Source organism: Acinetobacter sp. CY17 (assembly GCF_059515825.1).
The window spans coordinates 36356-54704 of sequence record NZ_JCAKMX010000007.1 but is presented as its reverse complement, the minus strand read 5'-3'; the positions used below and the strand labels follow the sequence as shown (position 1 = coordinate 54704).

Below are 18349 nucleotides of genomic sequence, written 5' to 3'. Positions count from 1 at the left end.
TGAGGGATTTTTAGTTCTTTAGAGGCGATGCCCTAAAGGCTTGCCCATTTCTACCGCAGAGTTTGCAGTAAATGCTGCATCCCACTGCATCTTATCTTTTTCAAATAATACTACAGCGGTTGAACCTAAATAAAAACGCCCCAATTCCGCGCCTTTATCTAAGAATAAATTATGCTGATTGAGCTCGAGGCGACCTGTTGGTTTCACTTTACCGGTAGCGACAGTTTCAATACCTGCCACAATCATGGCCCCAACTAACACCACTGCCATACGACCAAGCTCAGTATCAAACAAACACACCATACGTTCATTACGCGCAAATAAGCCCGGAATGTTCTCTGCAGTGGTTTGATTGACAGAGAATAACTCGCCCGGCACGTACAAGGTCTCAGTTAAAGTCCCCGCAAATGGCATATGTACACGGTGATAATCTTTAGGCGATAAGTATACGGTGGCAAATTGACCGTTTTTAAAGGGTTCAGCCAACTGTGGATCAGCAATCAGTTTTTCAACTGAGAAACTTTGCCCCTTAGCTTGGAAGACTTCGCCTTCAACAATAGTACCAATTTGTGAAATCGCGCCATCGGCAGGTGAAACAATACTACGAGGATCTTGATCGACTTCACGCACACCATCTTTTAATGCACGAGTAAAGAATTCATTAAATGATTTATATTTTAAAGCATTGCTTTGTTCAGCAATCGACATATCAATACCGTATTGGGCTTTAAAAGCACTAATCACGGCATTTTTTACCAACGGATGCTCAGCAGCAGCCAATTTCCCAACAATACGAGACAATTGATGCTGTGGTACAACGTTTTGCGCTTTAATAAAAATCTGTTGTTTTAAACGTGATGTGAGGCTCAAGACGGCAACTCTCCAGTAATAATCGGACTGTCGAGGCGATTGCCCCATTCACTCCATGCACCATCATAGGCGCGAATATTCCAACCTAACAAACGCCCTAAAATATAAGCCAACCCAGAACGATGATGCGACTGACAATACACCACCACAGGCTCATTGAGATTAAAACCCAAATGTTCTAAGCGTTGTTGGGTGCGTTCTAAAGGATGCAATTTTAGATGATTTTGCCGATTAAGGGCAGTACTCCATTCAAAATGCAATGCACCCGGAATATGTCCACCGCGACGCGCAGCTAAACGTAGTCCAGTATATTCATCTTCAGTACGGCAATCCCAGATTTGGGTTTGATTATTTTGCACCAATTGTAACAACTCAGCGTAATTGACTTGATACTGCAAATTACTTTCTACACAAACTAAGTTTTCAACAGGTATAATTTGTGTGCTTTCAGAAGAGGTCGGTAAGTCAGCTGCGAGCCAAGCATGAATGCCGCCATTGATTAGGCTGGTATTTTCAAATCCTAAGCAATGCAAATTCCAAATGAAGCGCCCTGCCCATGCGCCACCTTCATCATCATAAACCACAACATGATGCTCAGGCGAAATCTGTAAAAATTCAACCAATTGTTGCAATTGCTCAGCTTCGGGTAAAAAACCTGAAGCATATTCTTCCTGGCGCACCAATAACTTAGGTGCTAGATGTACCGCACCTGGAATATGAAGTTGCTCATAGACCGAACGACGGCTTAGGTCGACAATACGCAGTTGGGGATGCGCTAAAAATGGCACTAAATCTTCAGCTTCTATGAGTAAATCAAAATTTAAATTTGTCATCGTTATGGTCGTTATTACAGCAGTACTGTCAAAATCTTAGCATAGCTGTTTATTATGATAATGCTGATTTTTTGCCAAAACTTAGCAAAAAATCAGCTATAGCAGTCTGTTATTCGTCAGGTTCTTGAATATCAAAGACTTGACGTAAATAAGCCAAGAAAGTGTCATTATCGGTCATGGTTTTACCCGGACTATCGGAAATTTTAGCCACTGACTGACGATTACACTCAACTAACTTTAAAACAATATTCAGCGGCGTTTGTCCCATGTCATTGGTCAAGTTGGTACCAATACCAAAGCTGACTTGGAAACGGTCTTTAAAGTATTGATGCAATTTCCATGCTTTTTCGACATTTAAGCCATCACTAAAAGTGAGCATCTTGGTTTTGCTGTCAATTTTGAGCTTTTTATAATGTTCATAGGCTTTATCACCCCATTCATAAGGGTCACCACTATCATGACGTAAACCATCAAACAATTTGGCAAAGTACAAATCAAAGTCACGCAAGAAGGCATCCATCCCCACCACGTCCGTTAAAGCAATCCCTAAATCACCACGGTATTCTTGTACCCACGTTTCTAAGGCAGACTTTTGGAAATCACGTAGACGTACATCAAGTGCTTGAAAGGCTTGTAAGAACTCATGAGCCATGGTACCAATTGGAATAATATTAAGCTCTTTGGCTAAGAGCACATTGCTAGTACCACGGAAAATATCCGGTACGGCTTTATGAAATTCTTGTACCACATGCTTTTGCCATTCAAAGCTATAACGACGACGCGTACCAAAATCAGATACCAAAAATGGTGGATCTTCTGGATCTTGTTGACGCTGATACTCTTGCATGAGGGCAATTTTGGCTTTTAGACGACGCTCGCCTTCTTCAAGGACAGCTTCAGAACGGATTTTGCTAAAGTACAGTTCATTAACAATGGCAAGCACAAAGATTTCAAACATCATCGCTTGCACCATTGGACCTTCCACCCAAATGTCCAAACGACCTTCACTATCAACGCCTGCTTTAATAAAGCGACGCTTTAATTGGAATAATTCTAAATAATCAACAAAGTCACTTTTAATAAAACGTAAGCTACGTAAATAAGTGAGCTCATCTTCTTTAAATTTTAGCTCACATAAGTAATCGAGTTGCTGTTGCAATTCCGGTAAAATATCAACCAATGGATATTCAGTCTGTTCCAAATTACGGCAGCGGAAATGGTACACACTATGCGTTTGTGGAAATTTGTGTAATACCACCTGCAGCATGGTGAATTTATACAGGTCGGTATCCAACAATGATCGAATTATCGGTTGCATGTTCTGCTCATGAAAAAGTCCTTCTCTCACTATAAAAACTTAATTTTGAGTTGCAAATGAAAAAAAACGATTTTGCGCTATTTTTTTGGCTTTTTATACGCCAGATGCGTAATTTGGTGTAAAAAGCCATTTTGCTTAAGCCGATATAGGTTTAACTTAAGTTCGGCTTAAGGATGGTATAATTGGATTTATGCTAACCACATCACAAAATATTAACATATTATGATAATTTAATAATTATTAAATATTTTTTTATGATATTTGATTGCAATCATTTTTCTTTTTATTTAGCATGGCTTTAAGCAAAAAAATGATCATTTTTTTTGCAATATTTTCATCATTTATTCTTTGTAATACCTAGGGGAATCCACATGGCTAAACTTACATTAGACGACTTGGCAGAAATTGACGGTTTCGTAGCTGCTGCGCTGGTAGACAGCTCAAGTGGTCTTGCACTAGCAACTTTAGGTAGTGGCATCGATTTAGAATTAGCAGCTGCAGGTAATACTGAAGTGATTCGCGCTAAAGTAAAAACAGCACGAGCATTGCAATTAAACGACAAGATTGAAGATATTTTAATCACGTTAGGTAAGCAATACCACTTAATGCGTCCTCTTGATCGCAATGACGAATTGTTCTTGTACTTGGTGCTTGATCGTCAAAAATCTAACCTTGCAATGGCACGTCACGAATTACGTAGCTTTGAAAAAGGTTTAGATTTCGCTTAAGTCTAAATCAGCTAAAAAAAATCTGTCTTTTAAGACAGATTTTTTTAGCCTACTTGGCATTAAGCATCTTTAGCTTCATGCTGTGTACTGCCCTGCATTTGCGTTGCATAGTCAACACCATGCTGTTTTAAGTATTCACGAATGAGTTGGCGTACCACTTGTGAAGGTTTAAGATCCTGACGTGCACACAACTCTTCAAATGCATGTTTTTTTACAGGATCAATGAGCACTGTTAATCTTGCTGTCTTATTTTCCATATTTATAAACACTAAAAAGTAATAATTAAATTATAATAAGATTAACATTTAACTTTCTCAAGTACTTCTTATAGATTTTTTAATTTAAATTAAAAAAGGCCGAATTTTCATCGACCTGATTTGTAGTATATTCACTGTTTAATCTAGCAATTGTTTAAGCTTTTGATCTTGGCCTATCACTTTGGCAAATTCAGCTACAGTTTTTTGTCCTGTTTGTTTGGCATTGACATCACAATCTACACTTTTCAACTGTTTGGCAATTGACCACTCTAATTTAAAAATCGCGCCCATTAAGGCTGTATTGCCTTTGTTGTCACGTAAGCAACGATCTGCACCTTGATTTAATAAACTGGTGACAATGTCTTGATGACCATAATAGGTGGCCATCATCAGCGCGGTATAACCATCTTTATTTCTAACATCAACAGGAAAACCATGCTTTAAAAATTCATGAATGACTTCATGATTCCCCGTACGCGCCGCAGCAAAGAATAAATCAATCACTTCTTGTTGCGCTGCTGGTGAAGCAGGTTGAGAGGTTTGTGCTAGCGTTTGTCCTACAGCCAAGCCTAAAGCTACAGTCAGCAGCATGCTTTTTAAAAATTTCATGATCGTTCCTATAGATAACTTGAGTGATAAAACAAAAACAAGTGCCTGTAAAACTCCCCTAGGGTGCAGGAAAGGAATTGAGTTTTACAGGACTTTTCGGAGGTGATTGCCTATGTGGCGCCCCAATCACCAATCTTTAGACCAATCGAAATTAGTCTTTTAAAGCCGCAGCTTTTGCTTTAACTGTAGCGAGGTTACCGTTGACTGCTTTAGTCATACGTGTACCGTAGTCTGCATCTGCTTTGTAGAAGTAAGACAACATAATGTGTTTGGTTTCTGAATCCTTCACGTTACCAAGGTCAGCTGCCAAGTTCATGATTAAGTCGTCTTTCTCTTTAGCAGAGTATGAACGATACAATTCACCTGCTTGTTTGAAGTTTTGCTCCTTCACACCACGTTGTTGCACTGTGCCTGACAGTGGCGTTTCAACCGCACGCGCTTTTGGCGTAGATGGTTTTGGCTCAATACGGCTTGGTTCGTAGTTCACGTTAGATGAAGTCGCACCCACATTCATGTAGCCATCTTGGTTATTGTTATTCACATTCACCAATGGACGGTTCACTGGAATTTGCTGGTGGTTGGCACCTAAACGGTACATTTGTGTATCTGAGTAAGAGAAGATACGGCCTTGAAGTAGACGGTCTTCTGATGGCTCGATACCTGGAACCAAGTTACCTGGAGCCAATGCCACTTGTTCGGTTTCTTGGAAGAAGTTTTTCGGCATACGGTTAAGCGTTAACGTACCGACTTTGGTTTCTGGAACTAGGTTCGTTGGCCAGATTTTTGTTGGATCTAGTGGATCAAACTCAAACTTGCCTAGATCTTTAGGATCTAACACTTGGATATAAAGATCCCATTTCGGGAAATTACCCGCGTTGATGTTTTTGTAAAGATCGTTAGTTAAGTGGTTGAAGTCTTTACCTTGTAACTCAGCCGCTTCTTTTACGTTTAGACCTTTCACGCCTTGTTTCGAGCGGAAGTTGAACTTCACGTATTTGTATTCACCTTTGGCGTTATACAATTTGAATGCATGCACACCAAAACCATCTTGTTCGCGGTAGCTGGTTGGCACACCTTGGTTACCATACACATAAGTCAACATGTTAGTTGCCCATGGCTGGCTCGACAAGAAATCAAATACGCGGTTGGCGTCTTGAACGTTGTCAATTGGACTTGGTTTCATTGCATGGATGAAATCTGGGAATTTGATGGCATCACGGATAAAGAAGACAGGCGTTTGGTTACCAACTAAGTCCCAGTTACCTTCTTGGGTATAGAACTTGATGGCAAAACCATGTGGGTCACGTAAAGTTTCAGGCGAGTGTTTACCATGAATCACTGTAGAGAAGCGCAAGAATACAGGTGTTTTTGTCCCTGCTTTAAATAGTGAAGCGATGGTTAAATCAGATAAGTCTTTTGTTGCGACAAACTCACCATATGCACCAGTACCGCGTGCGTGTACAACACGCTCAGGAATACGCTCACGGCCAAAACGTTGAAGTTTTTGGATTAATTGTACGTCTTGAAGTAATACAGAACCATTTGGACCTGCGGTGATTGAATTTTGGTTATCACCAACTGGCGCACCATTATCTTTAGTTAATGGCGCAGCTTGTGTGCCAGCAGTCACTGCTGCAAGCATCGCGACGAGCAAAGAACGCTTAAACATGAATGTCATCTCTCAATAAATACCTTTCCTGCACGGCATAAGGTACTAAAATTTAAGTTAGAGGTAAAAATGATAATTTTTATCAGCTTCATCGTTTTCTTAAATGCAAAATAAATTGCGAAATCAAGTTTTTATCAAAATTTTAAAGACTAATATTTTTTATCATTAGGGGCGATTATGAGCTTTTGCTACAATGATGCTCAAGTTGAGAAGTATATGATTTTGGTTGAATTATGCGCGCATTATTACAGCGAGTTTTAGAAGCAAAAGTCGTGGTAGACGGTGAAATCACCGGCCAAATTGAACATGGGATTGTGGTTTTTTTAGGCTTAGGTAAAGATGATAATTTAGATAAAGGCAAAAAGCTGATTGATAAGATTCTAAAGTATCGTTTTTTTGATGACGAACAAGGCAAAATGGGCTGGAATGTGAGTCAATCGGGTGGCGGTTTATTGTTGGTGTCACAATTTACCTTAATGGCACACACCCAAAAAGGCTTACGGCCAGACTTTGGCCCTGCAATGCCACCAAGCGACGCTAAAGCGCTTTATGAACAATTGGTGGCTTATGCACAAAGCCAATTCACAAATGTACAAACCGGTATTTTTGCTGCCGATATGAAAGTACATTTGGTTAATGATGGGCCAGTGACCTTTAATCTAGAAATCGAATAAATTTAAACATTAAGCCCGCAATTGCGGGCTATTGTTTAACGACCAATTTTTTCTTTAATCAAACGACGGACGTGTTTGTATTTGCTTTTGACCTGTTTAGGAACAACTAACTGCGCTGCGCGATTTAGCCAAACCAATAAACTAAAATCACCTTCCATTTTAATCGAGCCATTTTGTACCCCAGTCATAATCGCCGACGTATCACCTTTAAGTAAGGTTTTTACCGCTTGTTCACTGCTTTCAAATTGCAAGACAAAATCTGCTGCTTCTGCACGTCCTGAAACGGTAGAAATCTCACCGTGATTCACCACAATTTGACGTGCCATGCCATTGTCTGTCGCAATCTCTAAACGAAATTGGCGTTCTTGAATCAGCTCAATAAACTTTGGATTACCACGTGACATTTGCTTCATACGTAGTACTAATCCAGCAACAAGCAGATCTAATGGGTCAGTACTGACATCAACAAGCGGTAATTTCACCACAGGAAGGGTTGGAAATTTCATCTAAGCAGCCTATTTTTAATTGTTTATAAATTATGCATGCTAGCACAATTGTAAAAAAGTTCTGTATAACAAGCGCTAATCTCATATTTTTCGTGTTTAAAAGATGCCTTAATTGGAAGCATCTTTTAAATCTTGCGCAAAATAGCCCTGCTGTTGGTCCTCGTAAACAGGGGTATGTTCCCTATAAATCGGACTGGGCTTAACCTGCTGCTGTACTTTGCGATCTTCACGCCACAGCAAAGCCACTATAGCAACTGCCAACATTGCTATACCTAAGATATAACCCAGTGTACTTGGCAGATTCAACCACCACATTAAGCATAAAGTCAGCGCCTCAATGCACAATGCCACCAAGACCAACAATAAGTAACGTCGATCTGTGGTGCAAAAATACAGTACTACAGCGCTTGCCAATAACAGCATAATTATCATCATGACCTCCTCGACCAAGGTTGACACGTTGGTCTGGGGTCATTATGCGTAATTCAACGCTAAAAAAAATCTAAAAAAAGCATTGCTACGACACAATCTGTCGTCAAAAAAAATGCAACCAGAAGGCTGCATTTTTTACTCATTGTATCTAACTTAAAGGGCATGAATTTCTTGAGCATGAATGCCGAGTAAGTAAAGCACACCATCTAAGCCAACATTAGAAATGGCCTGTTGTGCAGTTTGGCGCACCAAAGGTTTCGCATGGTAAGCCACGCCTAAGCCTGCTAAGCCGAGCATTGGCAAGTCGTTGGCACCATCACCTACAGCCACAGTCTGCTCAAGGCTAAGGCCCATTTGTTCAGCAATTTTACCTAAGAATAATGCTTTACGTGCACCATCCATAATATCGCCTGTGACTTCACCAGTCACTCGGCCATCTTGAATATCTAAAACATTGGCATGTACTTCATCTAGGCCTAACTTGGCTTGTAGGTATTCAGCAAAATACTGGAAACCACCGGATAAGATTGCGGTACGATAACCCTTGGCTTTTAAAGTTGAAATTAAGTGTGCTGCGCCTTCATTAATAGTCAGGCGCTCAGCAATACTGGCCAGTACAGAAGCATCCATACCTTTTAATAATGCCACGCGCGCACGGAAGCTAGCTTGGAAATCAAGCTCGCCTTGCATAGCACGTTCTGTAATTTCAGCAACTTTTTCGCCTACACCTGCTTCTTTTGCCAATTCATCAATGACTTCTTGACCAATTAAGGTTGAATCCATATCAAAACAGATTAAACCACGGGGTTGGCAATACACTGCGCTGGTTTGCAAGGCAATATCAATCTGACGTTGCTGTGACAAAGCTAAGATGGCTTGACGGGTGAGTTGTGCATCTGCCAATTGACCAGTTAATGTCAATTGTACACACGCGCGTGCTGCTAGATTTTCTTGGACTACAGATACAGGAAGACCCGTCAAACGGGCCTTATTTTTAATCGTTAAACCTTGTTCAGCAAGCAATTGAGAAACAGCGTCTACATCAGCAGTAGTTAATTCTGGTGCTAATACGGTGACAATATAGTGTGCGTTTTGTACTTCACTTAGCCACTGTTCAGAGGGGATTAGAGACATGGTTTTAAAGCTCACAGTTAGGTCTATTTCATGTGCTAGATTAGAATTTCTCATCACCAAGTGCTTGGTCATTCGATTTTCTAGAGCGACTATAATGCTTAAATTCAGTGATTTGTAAATAACAGTTTATCGAAGAGTAAGAATTTGTCAGTAATGAGCGGACAATCACTATCTGAATCGAGTAAACTGAGGCAGTTGGACGGACCCTAACAATGATAAAAGAATGATTTCTCGCATGAATTACTCGGGTCTAACAGACAACTGTTGTTACAATCATCATCGAAATTGAATCGAATTGCCTTGGAAGTTTACCTTGAATGCGCCTAGACAAGGGCTATTTGCTAGCCTACTCATTGTAAGTTTTGCCCTACACACCTTTCTATTGGTGTTAGCCACAACTCATCAGCTCAATGAAAACCGTGCCAATCAGGGTCAGCTGATGACCAGTCAATTGGTCACAGACAGCTTAACTGAGCTTGAACCTGCCAATACCGTATCATTGGCCTTGCTTGCTAATCGCTATGCAACCAATCCAAGTGTTGCTTCGATTCGTATTTTAGATGCTAATCAACAAGTTCTAGCCACAGGTGGTTTATCCAAAACCCGTGATGGTCAGGTTTTTGTACGCGATGCGCTACAAAATGAGAAGAAGGTCGGTAGCATTGAAATCACTTTAATTCAGCCAAGTATGGGCGAAATTTTACGTAATCAGTGGCTGGCGATTTTAGCTTCACTGCTGGTACATGCGCTGTTGTGGTTTATTTATCGTGCGATTGCGCGTCCAAGCCGCAAAGAGTATTTAGAGCGCATTAATAATGAAGCGCGCTTAAAACACGAATTGCAAAGCTTAAGCCAAGCCTTAGAGCAGGAAAAACATAATACAGCTTTAGCCCTAGCCCAAGTGAACAGCCAAACACCTAATAAAGCCAAATCCAAAGAAGTGCGTTCTTTAGCCCTAGATCATTCTGCTGTAGCGTTGAGTATTCAATTTTATGATCCAAAACAATTACTCAATTCGGTGAGCCCGACTGTTGCTGTACCCTATTTTAATTTATGCCAATTGTTTTTAAATAAAAGTATTGATTTGTGTTTACAACACTACAAGCTCAATAGCCCTGATATCACGCTTTTACAAAGTTTTAATGAACACGGCGCTGTGCTGAGTGTTTCTTCTGAGAAAATAGATGCAGTTAAATGCTTGGTGATGATTAGTAACGTGTTCCAGTTATTATCAGAAGTATTGTATAAGCGCTACCGTGAAGATAAACGCTTTGTGTTACAAACCCGTACTGCTTTGTCGACGGCAGTGGCATCTATGCATCTGTCAGCCCCACAAGCCGCAGAACGTTTGGTACAGCAATTGGTTGCCAAAGAAAGCGCCTTACAGTTGGCCAATGAATTACTAAAAGAATTGAGTGACCATTATGAATTAGTGGCACTGCCTAATCCAAGTAATGCCCTGACTCGTCATGCCTTTATGATTAGCGGCATGGATGCAGAAACTGCTCAAATTGCCCAAGATATTCGCAGCGAAATCTTAAAGAGCAAGCAGTCGAGTGGTGCTTAAATAAAAGGGATGCACTGCATCCCTTTTTTATATTCATGATTTAGTTGTGTTTGCGACTAGCCCAATAGGTGGCCAATGCCGGACCCGAAATATTGTGCCATAAGCTAAAAATAGCACTAGGTAGCGCAGTCATAGGGGAAGCAGCAAAATGTACAGCAGCCAGGGCTACACCCAAACCTGAATTTTGCATACCCACTTCAATTGCCACAGCTTTACTGTCAGCATAAGGTAGTTTTAATACACGACTGATCCAAAAACCAATTAAATAGCCCAAACCATTATGTAATATCACCACGCCTAAAATCAGTAAACCTGATTCCAAAATCTGTCCTTTACTCCCAGCAATAATCGCCGCCACAATTGCCACAATCGCCACTACAGAAATCAGCGGCATGGCGGGCATATAGTATTGAATCTTTTGTTTTAAAATTGCCCGCACCACCAAGCCTAAAATAATCGGCAATAACACTACTTGTAAAATCGAAGTCAGCATTGACAGTGCGTTAATTTCAATCCACTGGCTTGCCAACAGATAAAAAATTGCAGGTGTGAGTAGTGGTGCTAATAAGGTCGAAACCGAAGTACAAGCCACCGACAGCGCAGTATTACCCTTGGCCATATAAGTAATCACATTTGAGGCTGTCCCGCCTGGACAACACCCTACCAAGATCACGCCAATGGCAATTTCTGGCGGCAAGCTAAAGAGCTTACAGAGAAGGAATGCCAAACCTGGCATGATTATAAATTGAGCAGCCACTCCAATTGCCACCGCTTTGGGATTTTGCAACACGCTTTTAAAGTCATCTAGCGTCATGGTCATGCCCATACCAAACATAATGATACCGAGCATCCATGGAATATAGCTTTTGAGCCAGATAAAGCTATTGGGACTGAGCATGGCTAGCCCCGCAAATAACAACACCCAAAGTGCAAAGCTTTTTTGCACTATATTAGAAAATCTTAAAAATCCATTCATAGCTGTTGACCTAGGCTCAATTGACTCGCCACGTCAGCAGCTTGAATACGCTTTACTCCAGCGTGCTGCATCGCTTGCCATGCCTGTTGTAATGAACCGTTTAAATCAATCGCTTGGCAAGCATCTTCAATCACATATGTGTTAAAACCTAACTCCGCACTATCTATAGCGCTCCAAGCTACACAAAAATCTGTGGCAATTCCAACTACAAATACCTGCTCAATTCCTCGCTCTTTTAAGTAACTGGCAAGGCCCATTTTAGTTTGACGATCTGCCTCTTGAAAAGCAGAGTAGCTATCAATCTGCGCATTAAATCCTTTACGGATAATCAACTGAGCATGTTGAATATTGAGATCGGGATGCAACTCTGCATCGTGTGTGCCTTGTACGCAGTGACTCGGCCATAACACTTGAGTGCCATAATCTAACTCAATGTGTTGATAGGCTTGCTTACCCGCATGATTTTCGGCAAAAGAGATATGATTGTGCGGATGCCAATCTTGGGTCAGCACCACATTGCTAAATTGCTGGGCCAGTTGATTAATGATCGGAATAATGTGATCGGCTTGCGCCACAGCTAAGTTGCCACCCGGAGTAAAGCCATTTTGTACATCGACAACCAACAATACGCTGTTGTGGTTCATGTCAGATCCCTTGCAATTGATGTTTGCCAAAATGTAGCTGATCTAAGGGTAAACACGCTATCAATTTTTTAGGCAAAAAAATAGCCCACATCGCTGTGAGCTATATCAAGGTTGAAAGCTTTTAAACTTTTGCTGAAACCTGTTGCGGTTGCATGCGTTTAACTAAGATCAACATAAAGATCGCTGAAATCACGATACATGGAATAGCGGCTGAGATAACACCCGCTGCACCAAAACCTGCTACCAATAATTGCCCCGCAATTGCAGGCCCAAGCATTGCGCCAACACGACCTACTGCAGAAGCTACACCCACACCTGTAGCACGTACTTCAGTTGGGTAAACGATACCACCAAAAGCGTACAATACACCTTGGCAACCAATCACAAACGCGCCAACCAAGGCAGAAGCTAAATACATTTGCGTTAAAGCATTGGCTGCATTTAGCGCAAATAAACCCGCTAAAATACCGCCGTACATCAGTAAAATTACGTAGGCTTTTTTCCAACGATCAGTCAGCATACCTAAGATAATAGTACCAATCGTTGCACTAACCATGAAGTAGAACTGTGCTGTAGCACCTTCTTGACGAGTAAAGCCAAGCTCAGTAAACAGTGATGGCAACCAGCTTAGCATGATGTAAACCACCATCAGGGTAAAGAAGTAGCTCACCCAAATTAAGCAGGTACGTAAACGGTTTTCAGTATTAAATAAATCTTTAAAAGATGCTTGTGGCTGCGCTTGAGTGGCAGTTTTGTCTTGCGCTTTTAAGAATTCTTTAGATTCAGGTAATAACCACATCATGATTGGAATCACAATAATCGGTAATAAACCACCCAAATAGAAAATGTTTTTCCAGTCTGAACCAAACTCTGTAGTTGCAATTAGAGACAAGATGGCTGCACCTACTGGCATACCGCAGTACATCAAACCTACCGCACGACCACGATTTTGTGGCGTTACCGCTTCAGATGCTAGCGTAATCAGAATTGGCATTGCTGCACCTAAACCTGCACCCGCTAAGAAACGCACGGCCAATAAGCTGTTAAAGCTATTTACCCACACTGTGCAGAGCGTAAATACAGCAAAGATTGCAGTCGATAGAATTAAAACCTTTTTACGTCCAATCCGATCTGCAAGTCGACCACCGACTAGTGCGCCGGGCAGTAGACCCAAAATCCCTGCACTAAAAAATACACCGAGTTGAGAGCTATTCAAGCCAAAGCTTTCGCGAATTCCTGCTGCAGCAATACCTGCAGCCTGAATATCTAGCCCTTCAATTACGGCAATAAGGAAACAAATCGCCACGGTAATCACCGCATGTTTGTTATCTGATCTTTGCATTGGATACTCCTTAATTGCAATCAGTGGCCAACTTACGTGCGCCATCATGGCGAAGACTGCAAGCGGATACGAGCTATCAATAAGTGTAAGATCCCAGCAAATTTATCTTGTATATTCACTCATTTATTGGAAATTTATCGTTTTTATGAATTTCTTATATAGTCTTAAAAGCAATTAATCTGGGCAAAAAATTAAGCAGCGATTCCAAGCAATTTAGTCTGTTTTGTTTAAGACAGCGCTATAGCTAGCTTAAATCTAAAAAAAGTTTAAGAGTTAAAATCAATTATTAAGAAAGATTAAACAGCGATTTAGGGTTTATTGATAAAGATCAATATATATATTTTTAATATCTATATTGATCTTTATTTCGTCTTAAAAACAGATTAAAATTGCCGCTACGCTGCTCCTAGCAAGCGTTACAGCTATTTTTGCCGTTATCATCAAGTAATAAATATTGTGAAAATCCCTAGTTTTTCCACAAAATTTGCTTTAATTTGATGGGGTCAAACAAGCACACTCTTTTAATTTGTAGAAAAACTCGTTTTTTCTTTCGCTTTAGACATTGTTTTTATCACCGATGAAAAAAGTATATTGTTCTTATGCGTTTCATCAGTCATAATTTAGCTAAGTAAGCCACTCGTTCAAAAAAGAACGTTGATTTACTTAGAAATCACAAATAAATCCATCCAAATTCATGTTTTTCTAACCGTACTCGGATGGACAAATAGGATATTTTTGCAAATGACTCAGCAAGCACAGACCATTCAGGGTTCAATTGTCGCAATCGTCACCCCTATGTTTGAAGATGGCAGCGTAGATTGGAAGGGTCTTGAGAAGCTCGTTGAGTGGCACATTGAACAAGGTACCAATAGTATCGTTGCAGTGGGTACAACGGGCGAAGCCTCTACGCTTAGCATGGCGGAACACACACAAGTGATCAAAGAAATCATTCGTGTTGCCAATAAACGCATTCCTATTATTGCCGGCACTGGCGCCAATTCAACACACGAAGCGATTCAACTGACCAAAGAAGCCAAAGAGCTTGGTGCAGATGCCGCTTTACTGGTAACACCTTATTATAACAAACCAACCCAAGAAGGTTTATATCAACACTATAAGGCAGTTGCTGAAGCAGTTGACCTACCCCAAATTTTGTATAACGTGCCAGGTCGTACTGGAGTAGATATGCAGAATGACACAGTGATTCGTCTTGCTGATCTACCACAAATTGTGGGGATTAAAGATGCCACAGGTGATGTCGCTCGAGGTGCAGAATTAATCGCTGGTTTACAAGGTAAAAATATGACCGTGTACTCAGGTGATGATGCAACAGCGTATCAACTGTTTGAAAAAGGCGCTCGTGGTAATATTTCAGTGACTGCCAATATTGCCCCTCAAGCCATGAGTGAAATCTGCGCAGCAGCTTTAAATGGTGAACATGAACAGGCTGCAGCTTTAAATGCTAAAATTGCAAATCTTCACAATATTTTATTTTGTGAATCGAACCCAATTCCTGTGAAATGGGCACTTCATGAAATGGGTCTAGTAGAAGCAGGTATTCGTTTACCTCTTACACCACTGGCTCAAGCATATCGCGCACCACTTCGTGAAGCACTTAAAGAAGTGGGCCTCATTTAATAAGAGCAAATTATGATGCAATTACGTTTTGGTTTTATCCTTGCACTTTCTGCGATCAGCTTAACAGGCTGTAGTTCAGTTGCGATTAAAAATGGTTCATTAGACTATAAAGAAGCGACAGAGCTCAATGCCTTGCAATATCCTGAAGGTTCAATGGTACGACCTGCAACGCCGTTGTATCCTGCTCCAGCGGTAGACCCTTTAGCATTAGAGCATGCACCTGTACTGACCAATGCTAAAGGCAATCGCTTTGCCCTTCCTCGCCCACAGTCAGCGCAGCCTACCAACACAACAGTAACTGCAACTACACCACGCCCAAGCCCACTTGTTGATGGAAATCAAAATCCATTGCTTAAAATGGAAGGCGAAGCAAGCGAGATTTGGCAATATACCCTTGCCACTTTAAGCAGCCTTAACTATAGCGTGGTCAATCAAAGCAAAGACCGTTATGAAGTGAGTATTAAAGTCGATGGACAAACTTTGTTACTTAAACTCACCTCTCTTGGTTCAACGCAAACACTGGCTGTGTTCAATGCCGATAGCAGTTTTGCCGATAAAGACGTTGCGGCTCAGTTGTTAACTCAAATTTACCAAAATTGGCCAGCCTAGTCGGATTGTCTAGGCTTTTTTTTTGCAAGTAAAAGGTTCCCCCTCATGTTAAAACAAACCTTGCTCTATACTGGTAAAGCTAAATCTGTTTATGAAACAGATAATGCAGATCATTTAGTATTAGTCTTCCGCGATGATGCTTCGGCATTCAATGGTGAAAAGATTGAACAGCTCGCGCGTAAAGGTAAGGTGAACAACCGTTTTAACGCCTTTATCATGGAAAAACTTGCTGCTGCCGGCATTGAAACTCACTTTGAAAAACTTCTAACTCCAACTGAAGTTTTAGTGAAAAAGTTAGACATGATCCCTGTGGAATGTGTAATTCGTAACTATGCAGCAGGTTCTCTATGCCGTCGTTTAGGCGTAGAAGAAGGTAAAGAGTTAACTCCACCAACTTTCGAATTGTTCTTTAAAGACGATGCGCTTGGCGATCCAATGGTGAATGAATCACAAGCCATTGCATTGGGCTGGGCAACTGCAGAACAACTTGCACGCATGAAAGAACTGACTTATCAAGTCAATGAAGTACTTAAAGCATTATTTGCTGAAGGCAATATGCTACTTGTAGACTTTAAACTTGAATTTGGTGTGTTCCACGACCGTATTGTTCTTGGTGATGAATTCTCTCCAGACGGCTGCCGTTTATGGGACAAAGACACCAAGAAGAAATTAGATAAAGACCGTTTCCGTCAAGGCCTAGGCGGTGTGGTTGAAGCTTATGAAGAAGTTGCAACTCGTATTGGTATCGACTTATCTGACATCTAATTATTAAGTTTTACTAAAAAAACCGAAGCTTTGGCTTCGGTTTTTTTGATTATAAAAACACCGTTCCTGGCTGATAACCAACATACTTACCATATAAAATCGCAATCCATAAACAGATCACAAAAAGTAAAATTAAACGCGTTATCACACTAAAACAGGACATACCTGTGCGGTTCTTGGACATCCGTGTCACCTAAGTTTTCTATTGTTGTTGTTCTTCGCTCCAGCGGCGCTGTTGCAAACGCTCTGCTTCTACTTCACGTTTATTACGTGCTGATTGATATAACTTAGTGCCTTTTAACTCAGGCGGCAAATAGTCCTGTGTGACAAAATGTTCAGGGTAGTCATGCGGATATAAATAATTGATGCCATAACCTTCATCTTGCATCAGTTTGGTTGGTGCATTGCGCAAATGCAACGGCACAGCTAAGTTTGCAGTTTTTTCAGCTAACTCCATCGCACGATTAATCGCTAAATAGGTACTATTACTTTTCGCACTGGTGGCTAAATAGACCACAGTTTGGCCTAAAATAATTCTGGCTTCAGGCATACCAATGACCTGCACCGAACGGAAACACTCACCGGCCAATAACAATGCATTTGGATTAGAGTTACCAATATCTTCGGATGCGGCAATCAACATACGACGGGCAATAAACACAGGGTCTTCACCGCCTTTTAACATACGCGCAAGCCAATACAGACTCGCATCAGGATCACTCCCCCGAATCGACTTAATTAAGGCGGACACCAAATCGTAATGCTGCTCACCCGACTTATCATAACGGGCAATATTTTGCTGGGCGACGCGAATCACTACAGCATTATCAATTATATTTTCAACATCAGGCTCAAAAGTGCTAGCAATCAAATCCAGTAAATTTAATGCCTTACGTGCATCACCTGCAGCAAATTGAATCAGGGCATCCAATTCCCCGATTTTAATCAAACGCTGTTTTAGAAACTCATCACAACGAATGGCATGACGTAACAAGTTTTCAATAGCTGTGTCATCTAAACTATTTAACCGGTATACCTGACAGCGCGACAATAATGCATTATTCACTTCAAAAGACGGATTTTCGGTAGTTGCACCAATTAAGGTAATCTTACCTTTTTCAACCGCGCCCAAAAGTGCATCTTGTTGTGACTTATTAAAACGATGAATCTCATCAATAAACACCACAGGAGTGCTTAAATCATTACTATCAGCAATGACTTCTCTTAATTCTTTAACCCCAGTATTTAGAGCAGATAAACTAATAAAAGGACGATCTACTGCTTGAGCCAACAACAAAGCAATGGTGGTTTTACCCACTCCGGGTGGGCCCCAAAAAATAATTGAAGGTAAATGCCCCTGATCAATCATTTGTCTTAGTGGCGCATGCTCAGCGAGTAAATGATCCTGTCCAATAATTTGCGACAAATCACGTGGTCTTAAGCGTTCAGGTAAAGGAATAATATGGTCAGACATAGCAATATTGTTGTAGTAGACTTAAGCTAAAGTCTACTATGTTAGCTCAATACATAGCTATAAATTACATTGCGCATAAATCAGATAAACACTTTAATTTTATGATCATAAAATAAGATTTTTTTTGTTAGCTATACGTAAAAAAGCAGCATACCAATATTTAGAATTTAACCATTTATTGTTATACTTTGGTCCATATTGTGATCAAATTTTTGCCATTTTTTAAGAGTGTAACCAACAAAAAAATGAAATCCTCGCTCACTAACAAGCGTGCTCTCTCTCCCTCTCAGGATTTCACAGCAAA

18 protein-coding genes and 1 pseudogene are annotated in these 18349 nt (G+C 40.8%); 6 read left to right on the top strand and 13 right to left on the bottom strand.

The genetic code is table 11. The features are described from left to right. Positions 1–18: 18 nt before the first annotated feature. The 3 genes from asd to pncB all read right to left on the bottom strand — a co-directional run bounded on the left by asd (position 19) and on the right by pncB (position 3021). Positions 19–870, bottom strand: coding sequence for an archaetidylserine decarboxylase (asd, locus tag AC5YCI_RS06860; protein WP_496130173.1), 852 nt, complete (start codon positions 868–870; stop codon positions 19–21). After that, positions 867–1703, bottom strand: a complete 837-nt coding sequence (locus tag AC5YCI_RS06855) for a sulfurtransferase (protein ID WP_496130174.1) — start codon at positions 1701–1703, stop codon at positions 867–869. Before AC5YCI_RS06855 ends, asd begins: the two co-directional genes overlap by 4 nt. Positions 1704–1812: 109 nt before the next feature. After that, positions 1813–3021 (bottom strand): nicotinate phosphoribosyltransferase, encoded by a 1209-nt coding sequence (gene pncB / locus AC5YCI_RS06850; RefSeq protein WP_496130175.1) that lies wholly within the window; start codon positions 3019–3021, stop codon positions 1813–1815. A 371-nt stretch (positions 3022–3392) separates the two neighbouring features. On the opposite strand from pncB, the gene AC5YCI_RS06845 reads away from it, so the two are divergent. Beyond that, positions 3393–3749 (top strand): roadblock/LC7 domain-containing protein, encoded by a 357-nt coding sequence (locus tag AC5YCI_RS06845; protein ID WP_496130176.1) that lies wholly within the window; start codon positions 3393–3395, stop codon positions 3747–3749. Between the two features lie 59 nt (positions 3750–3808). On the opposite strand, the gene AC5YCI_RS06840 is transcribed toward AC5YCI_RS06845, so the two are convergent. From AC5YCI_RS06840 to AC5YCI_RS06830, 3 genes are all read right to left on the bottom strand, one after another. Next, entirely contained in the window at positions 3809–4006 is a 198-nt protein-coding gene (locus AC5YCI_RS06840; protein ID WP_496130177.1) for a ribbon-helix-helix protein, read from the bottom strand. A gap of 138 nt (positions 4007–4144) precedes the next feature. After that, positions 4145–4615 (bottom strand): ankyrin repeat domain-containing protein, encoded by a 471-nt coding sequence (locus AC5YCI_RS06835; RefSeq protein ID WP_496130178.1) that lies wholly within the window; start codon positions 4613–4615, stop codon positions 4145–4147. A gap of 151 nt (positions 4616–4766) precedes the next feature. Further along, positions 4767–6284 carry a catalase gene (locus tag AC5YCI_RS06830; protein ID WP_496175332.1) on the bottom strand — a complete coding sequence of 506 codons (1518 nt, stop codon included), beginning with the start codon at positions 6282–6284 and terminating at the stop codon, positions 4767–4769. Between the two features lie 233 nt (positions 6285–6517). Here AC5YCI_RS06830 and dtd point away from each other — a divergent pair, with 233 nt between their 5' ends. Then, complete coding sequence (gene dtd / locus AC5YCI_RS06825; RefSeq protein ID WP_496175331.1) at positions 6518–6958, top strand: D-aminoacyl-tRNA deacylase; 441 nt, start codon at positions 6518–6520, stop codon at positions 6956–6958. 35 nt (positions 6959–6993) lie between these two features. Here dtd and AC5YCI_RS06820 read toward each other — a convergent pair whose 3' ends face one another. The 3 genes and pseudogenes from AC5YCI_RS06820 to serB all read right to left on the bottom strand — a co-directional run bounded on the left by AC5YCI_RS06820 (position 6994) and on the right by serB (position 9267). Further along, positions 6994–7464 carry an SCP-2 sterol transfer family protein gene (locus AC5YCI_RS06820; protein WP_496175330.1) on the bottom strand — a complete coding sequence of 157 codons (471 nt, stop codon included), beginning with the start codon at positions 7462–7464 and terminating at the stop codon, positions 6994–6996. Positions 7465–7572: 108 nt separating this feature from the next. Next, a complete protein-coding gene (locus AC5YCI_RS06815; RefSeq protein WP_496175329.1) occupies positions 7573–7899 on the bottom strand; it encodes a hypothetical protein in 327 nt (108 codons plus the stop codon). Between the two features lie 150 nt (positions 7900–8049). Continuing rightward, positions 8050–9267, bottom strand: a pseudogene (serB, locus tag AC5YCI_RS06810) (phosphoserine phosphatase SerB). Positions 9268–9325: 58 nt separating this feature from the next. Here serB and AC5YCI_RS06805 point away from each other — a divergent pair. Beyond that, a complete protein-coding gene (locus AC5YCI_RS06805; protein WP_496130183.1) occupies positions 9326–10597 on the top strand; it encodes a hypothetical protein in 1272 nt (423 codons plus the stop codon). Positions 10598–10637: 40 nt separating this feature from the next. Here AC5YCI_RS06805 and AC5YCI_RS06800 read toward each other — a convergent pair whose 3' ends face one another. The 3 genes from AC5YCI_RS06800 to mhpT all read right to left on the bottom strand — a co-directional run bounded on the left by AC5YCI_RS06800 (position 10638) and on the right by mhpT (position 13604). Beyond that, positions 10638–11573 carry a bile acid:sodium symporter family protein gene (locus AC5YCI_RS06800; protein ID WP_496130184.1) on the bottom strand — a complete coding sequence of 312 codons (936 nt, stop codon included), beginning with the start codon at positions 11571–11573 and terminating at the stop codon, positions 10638–10640. Further along, the gene (gene pncA, locus AC5YCI_RS06795) at positions 11570–12217 is read right to left on the bottom strand and encodes a bifunctional nicotinamidase/pyrazinamidase (RefSeq protein ID WP_496175328.1); all 648 of its coding nucleotides are present in this window, start codon (positions 12215–12217) and stop codon (positions 11570–11572) included. Before pncA ends, AC5YCI_RS06800 begins: the two co-directional genes overlap by 4 nt. A gap of 121 nt (positions 12218–12338) precedes the next feature. Next, the gene (gene mhpT / locus AC5YCI_RS06790) at positions 12339–13604 is read right to left on the bottom strand and encodes a 3-(3-hydroxy-phenyl)propionate transporter MhpT (protein WP_496130225.1); all 1266 of its coding nucleotides are present in this window, start codon (positions 13602–13604) and stop codon (positions 12339–12341) included. 696 nt (positions 13605–14300) lie between these two features. Between mhpT and dapA the strand changes: the two genes are divergently transcribed. From dapA to purC, 3 genes are read left to right on the top strand one after another with little or no spacing between them, the layout of a single operon-like run. After that, positions 14301–15197, top strand: coding sequence for a 4-hydroxy-tetrahydrodipicolinate synthase (gene dapA, locus AC5YCI_RS06785; protein ID WP_496175327.1), 897 nt, complete (start codon positions 14301–14303; stop codon positions 15195–15197). 15 nt (positions 15198–15212) lie between these two features. Next, positions 15213–15806, top strand: coding sequence for a lipoprotein-34 precursor (NlpB) (locus AC5YCI_RS06780; RefSeq protein ID WP_496175347.1), 594 nt, complete (start codon positions 15213–15215; stop codon positions 15804–15806). A 45-nt stretch (positions 15807–15851) separates the two neighbouring features. Then, positions 15852–16571 carry a phosphoribosylaminoimidazolesuccinocarboxamide synthase gene (gene purC / locus AC5YCI_RS06775; RefSeq protein WP_496175326.1) on the top strand — a complete coding sequence of 240 codons (720 nt, stop codon included), beginning with the start codon at positions 15852–15854 and terminating at the stop codon, positions 16569–16571. Positions 16572–16773: 202 nt separating this feature from the next. On the opposite strand, the gene AC5YCI_RS06770 is transcribed toward purC, so the two are convergent. After that, positions 16774–18045: a replication-associated recombination protein A gene (locus AC5YCI_RS06770; RefSeq protein ID WP_496130188.1), complete on the bottom strand. Its 1272-nt coding sequence runs from the start codon at positions 18043–18045 to the stop codon at positions 16774–16776. Positions 18046–18349: the final 304 nt, after the last annotated feature.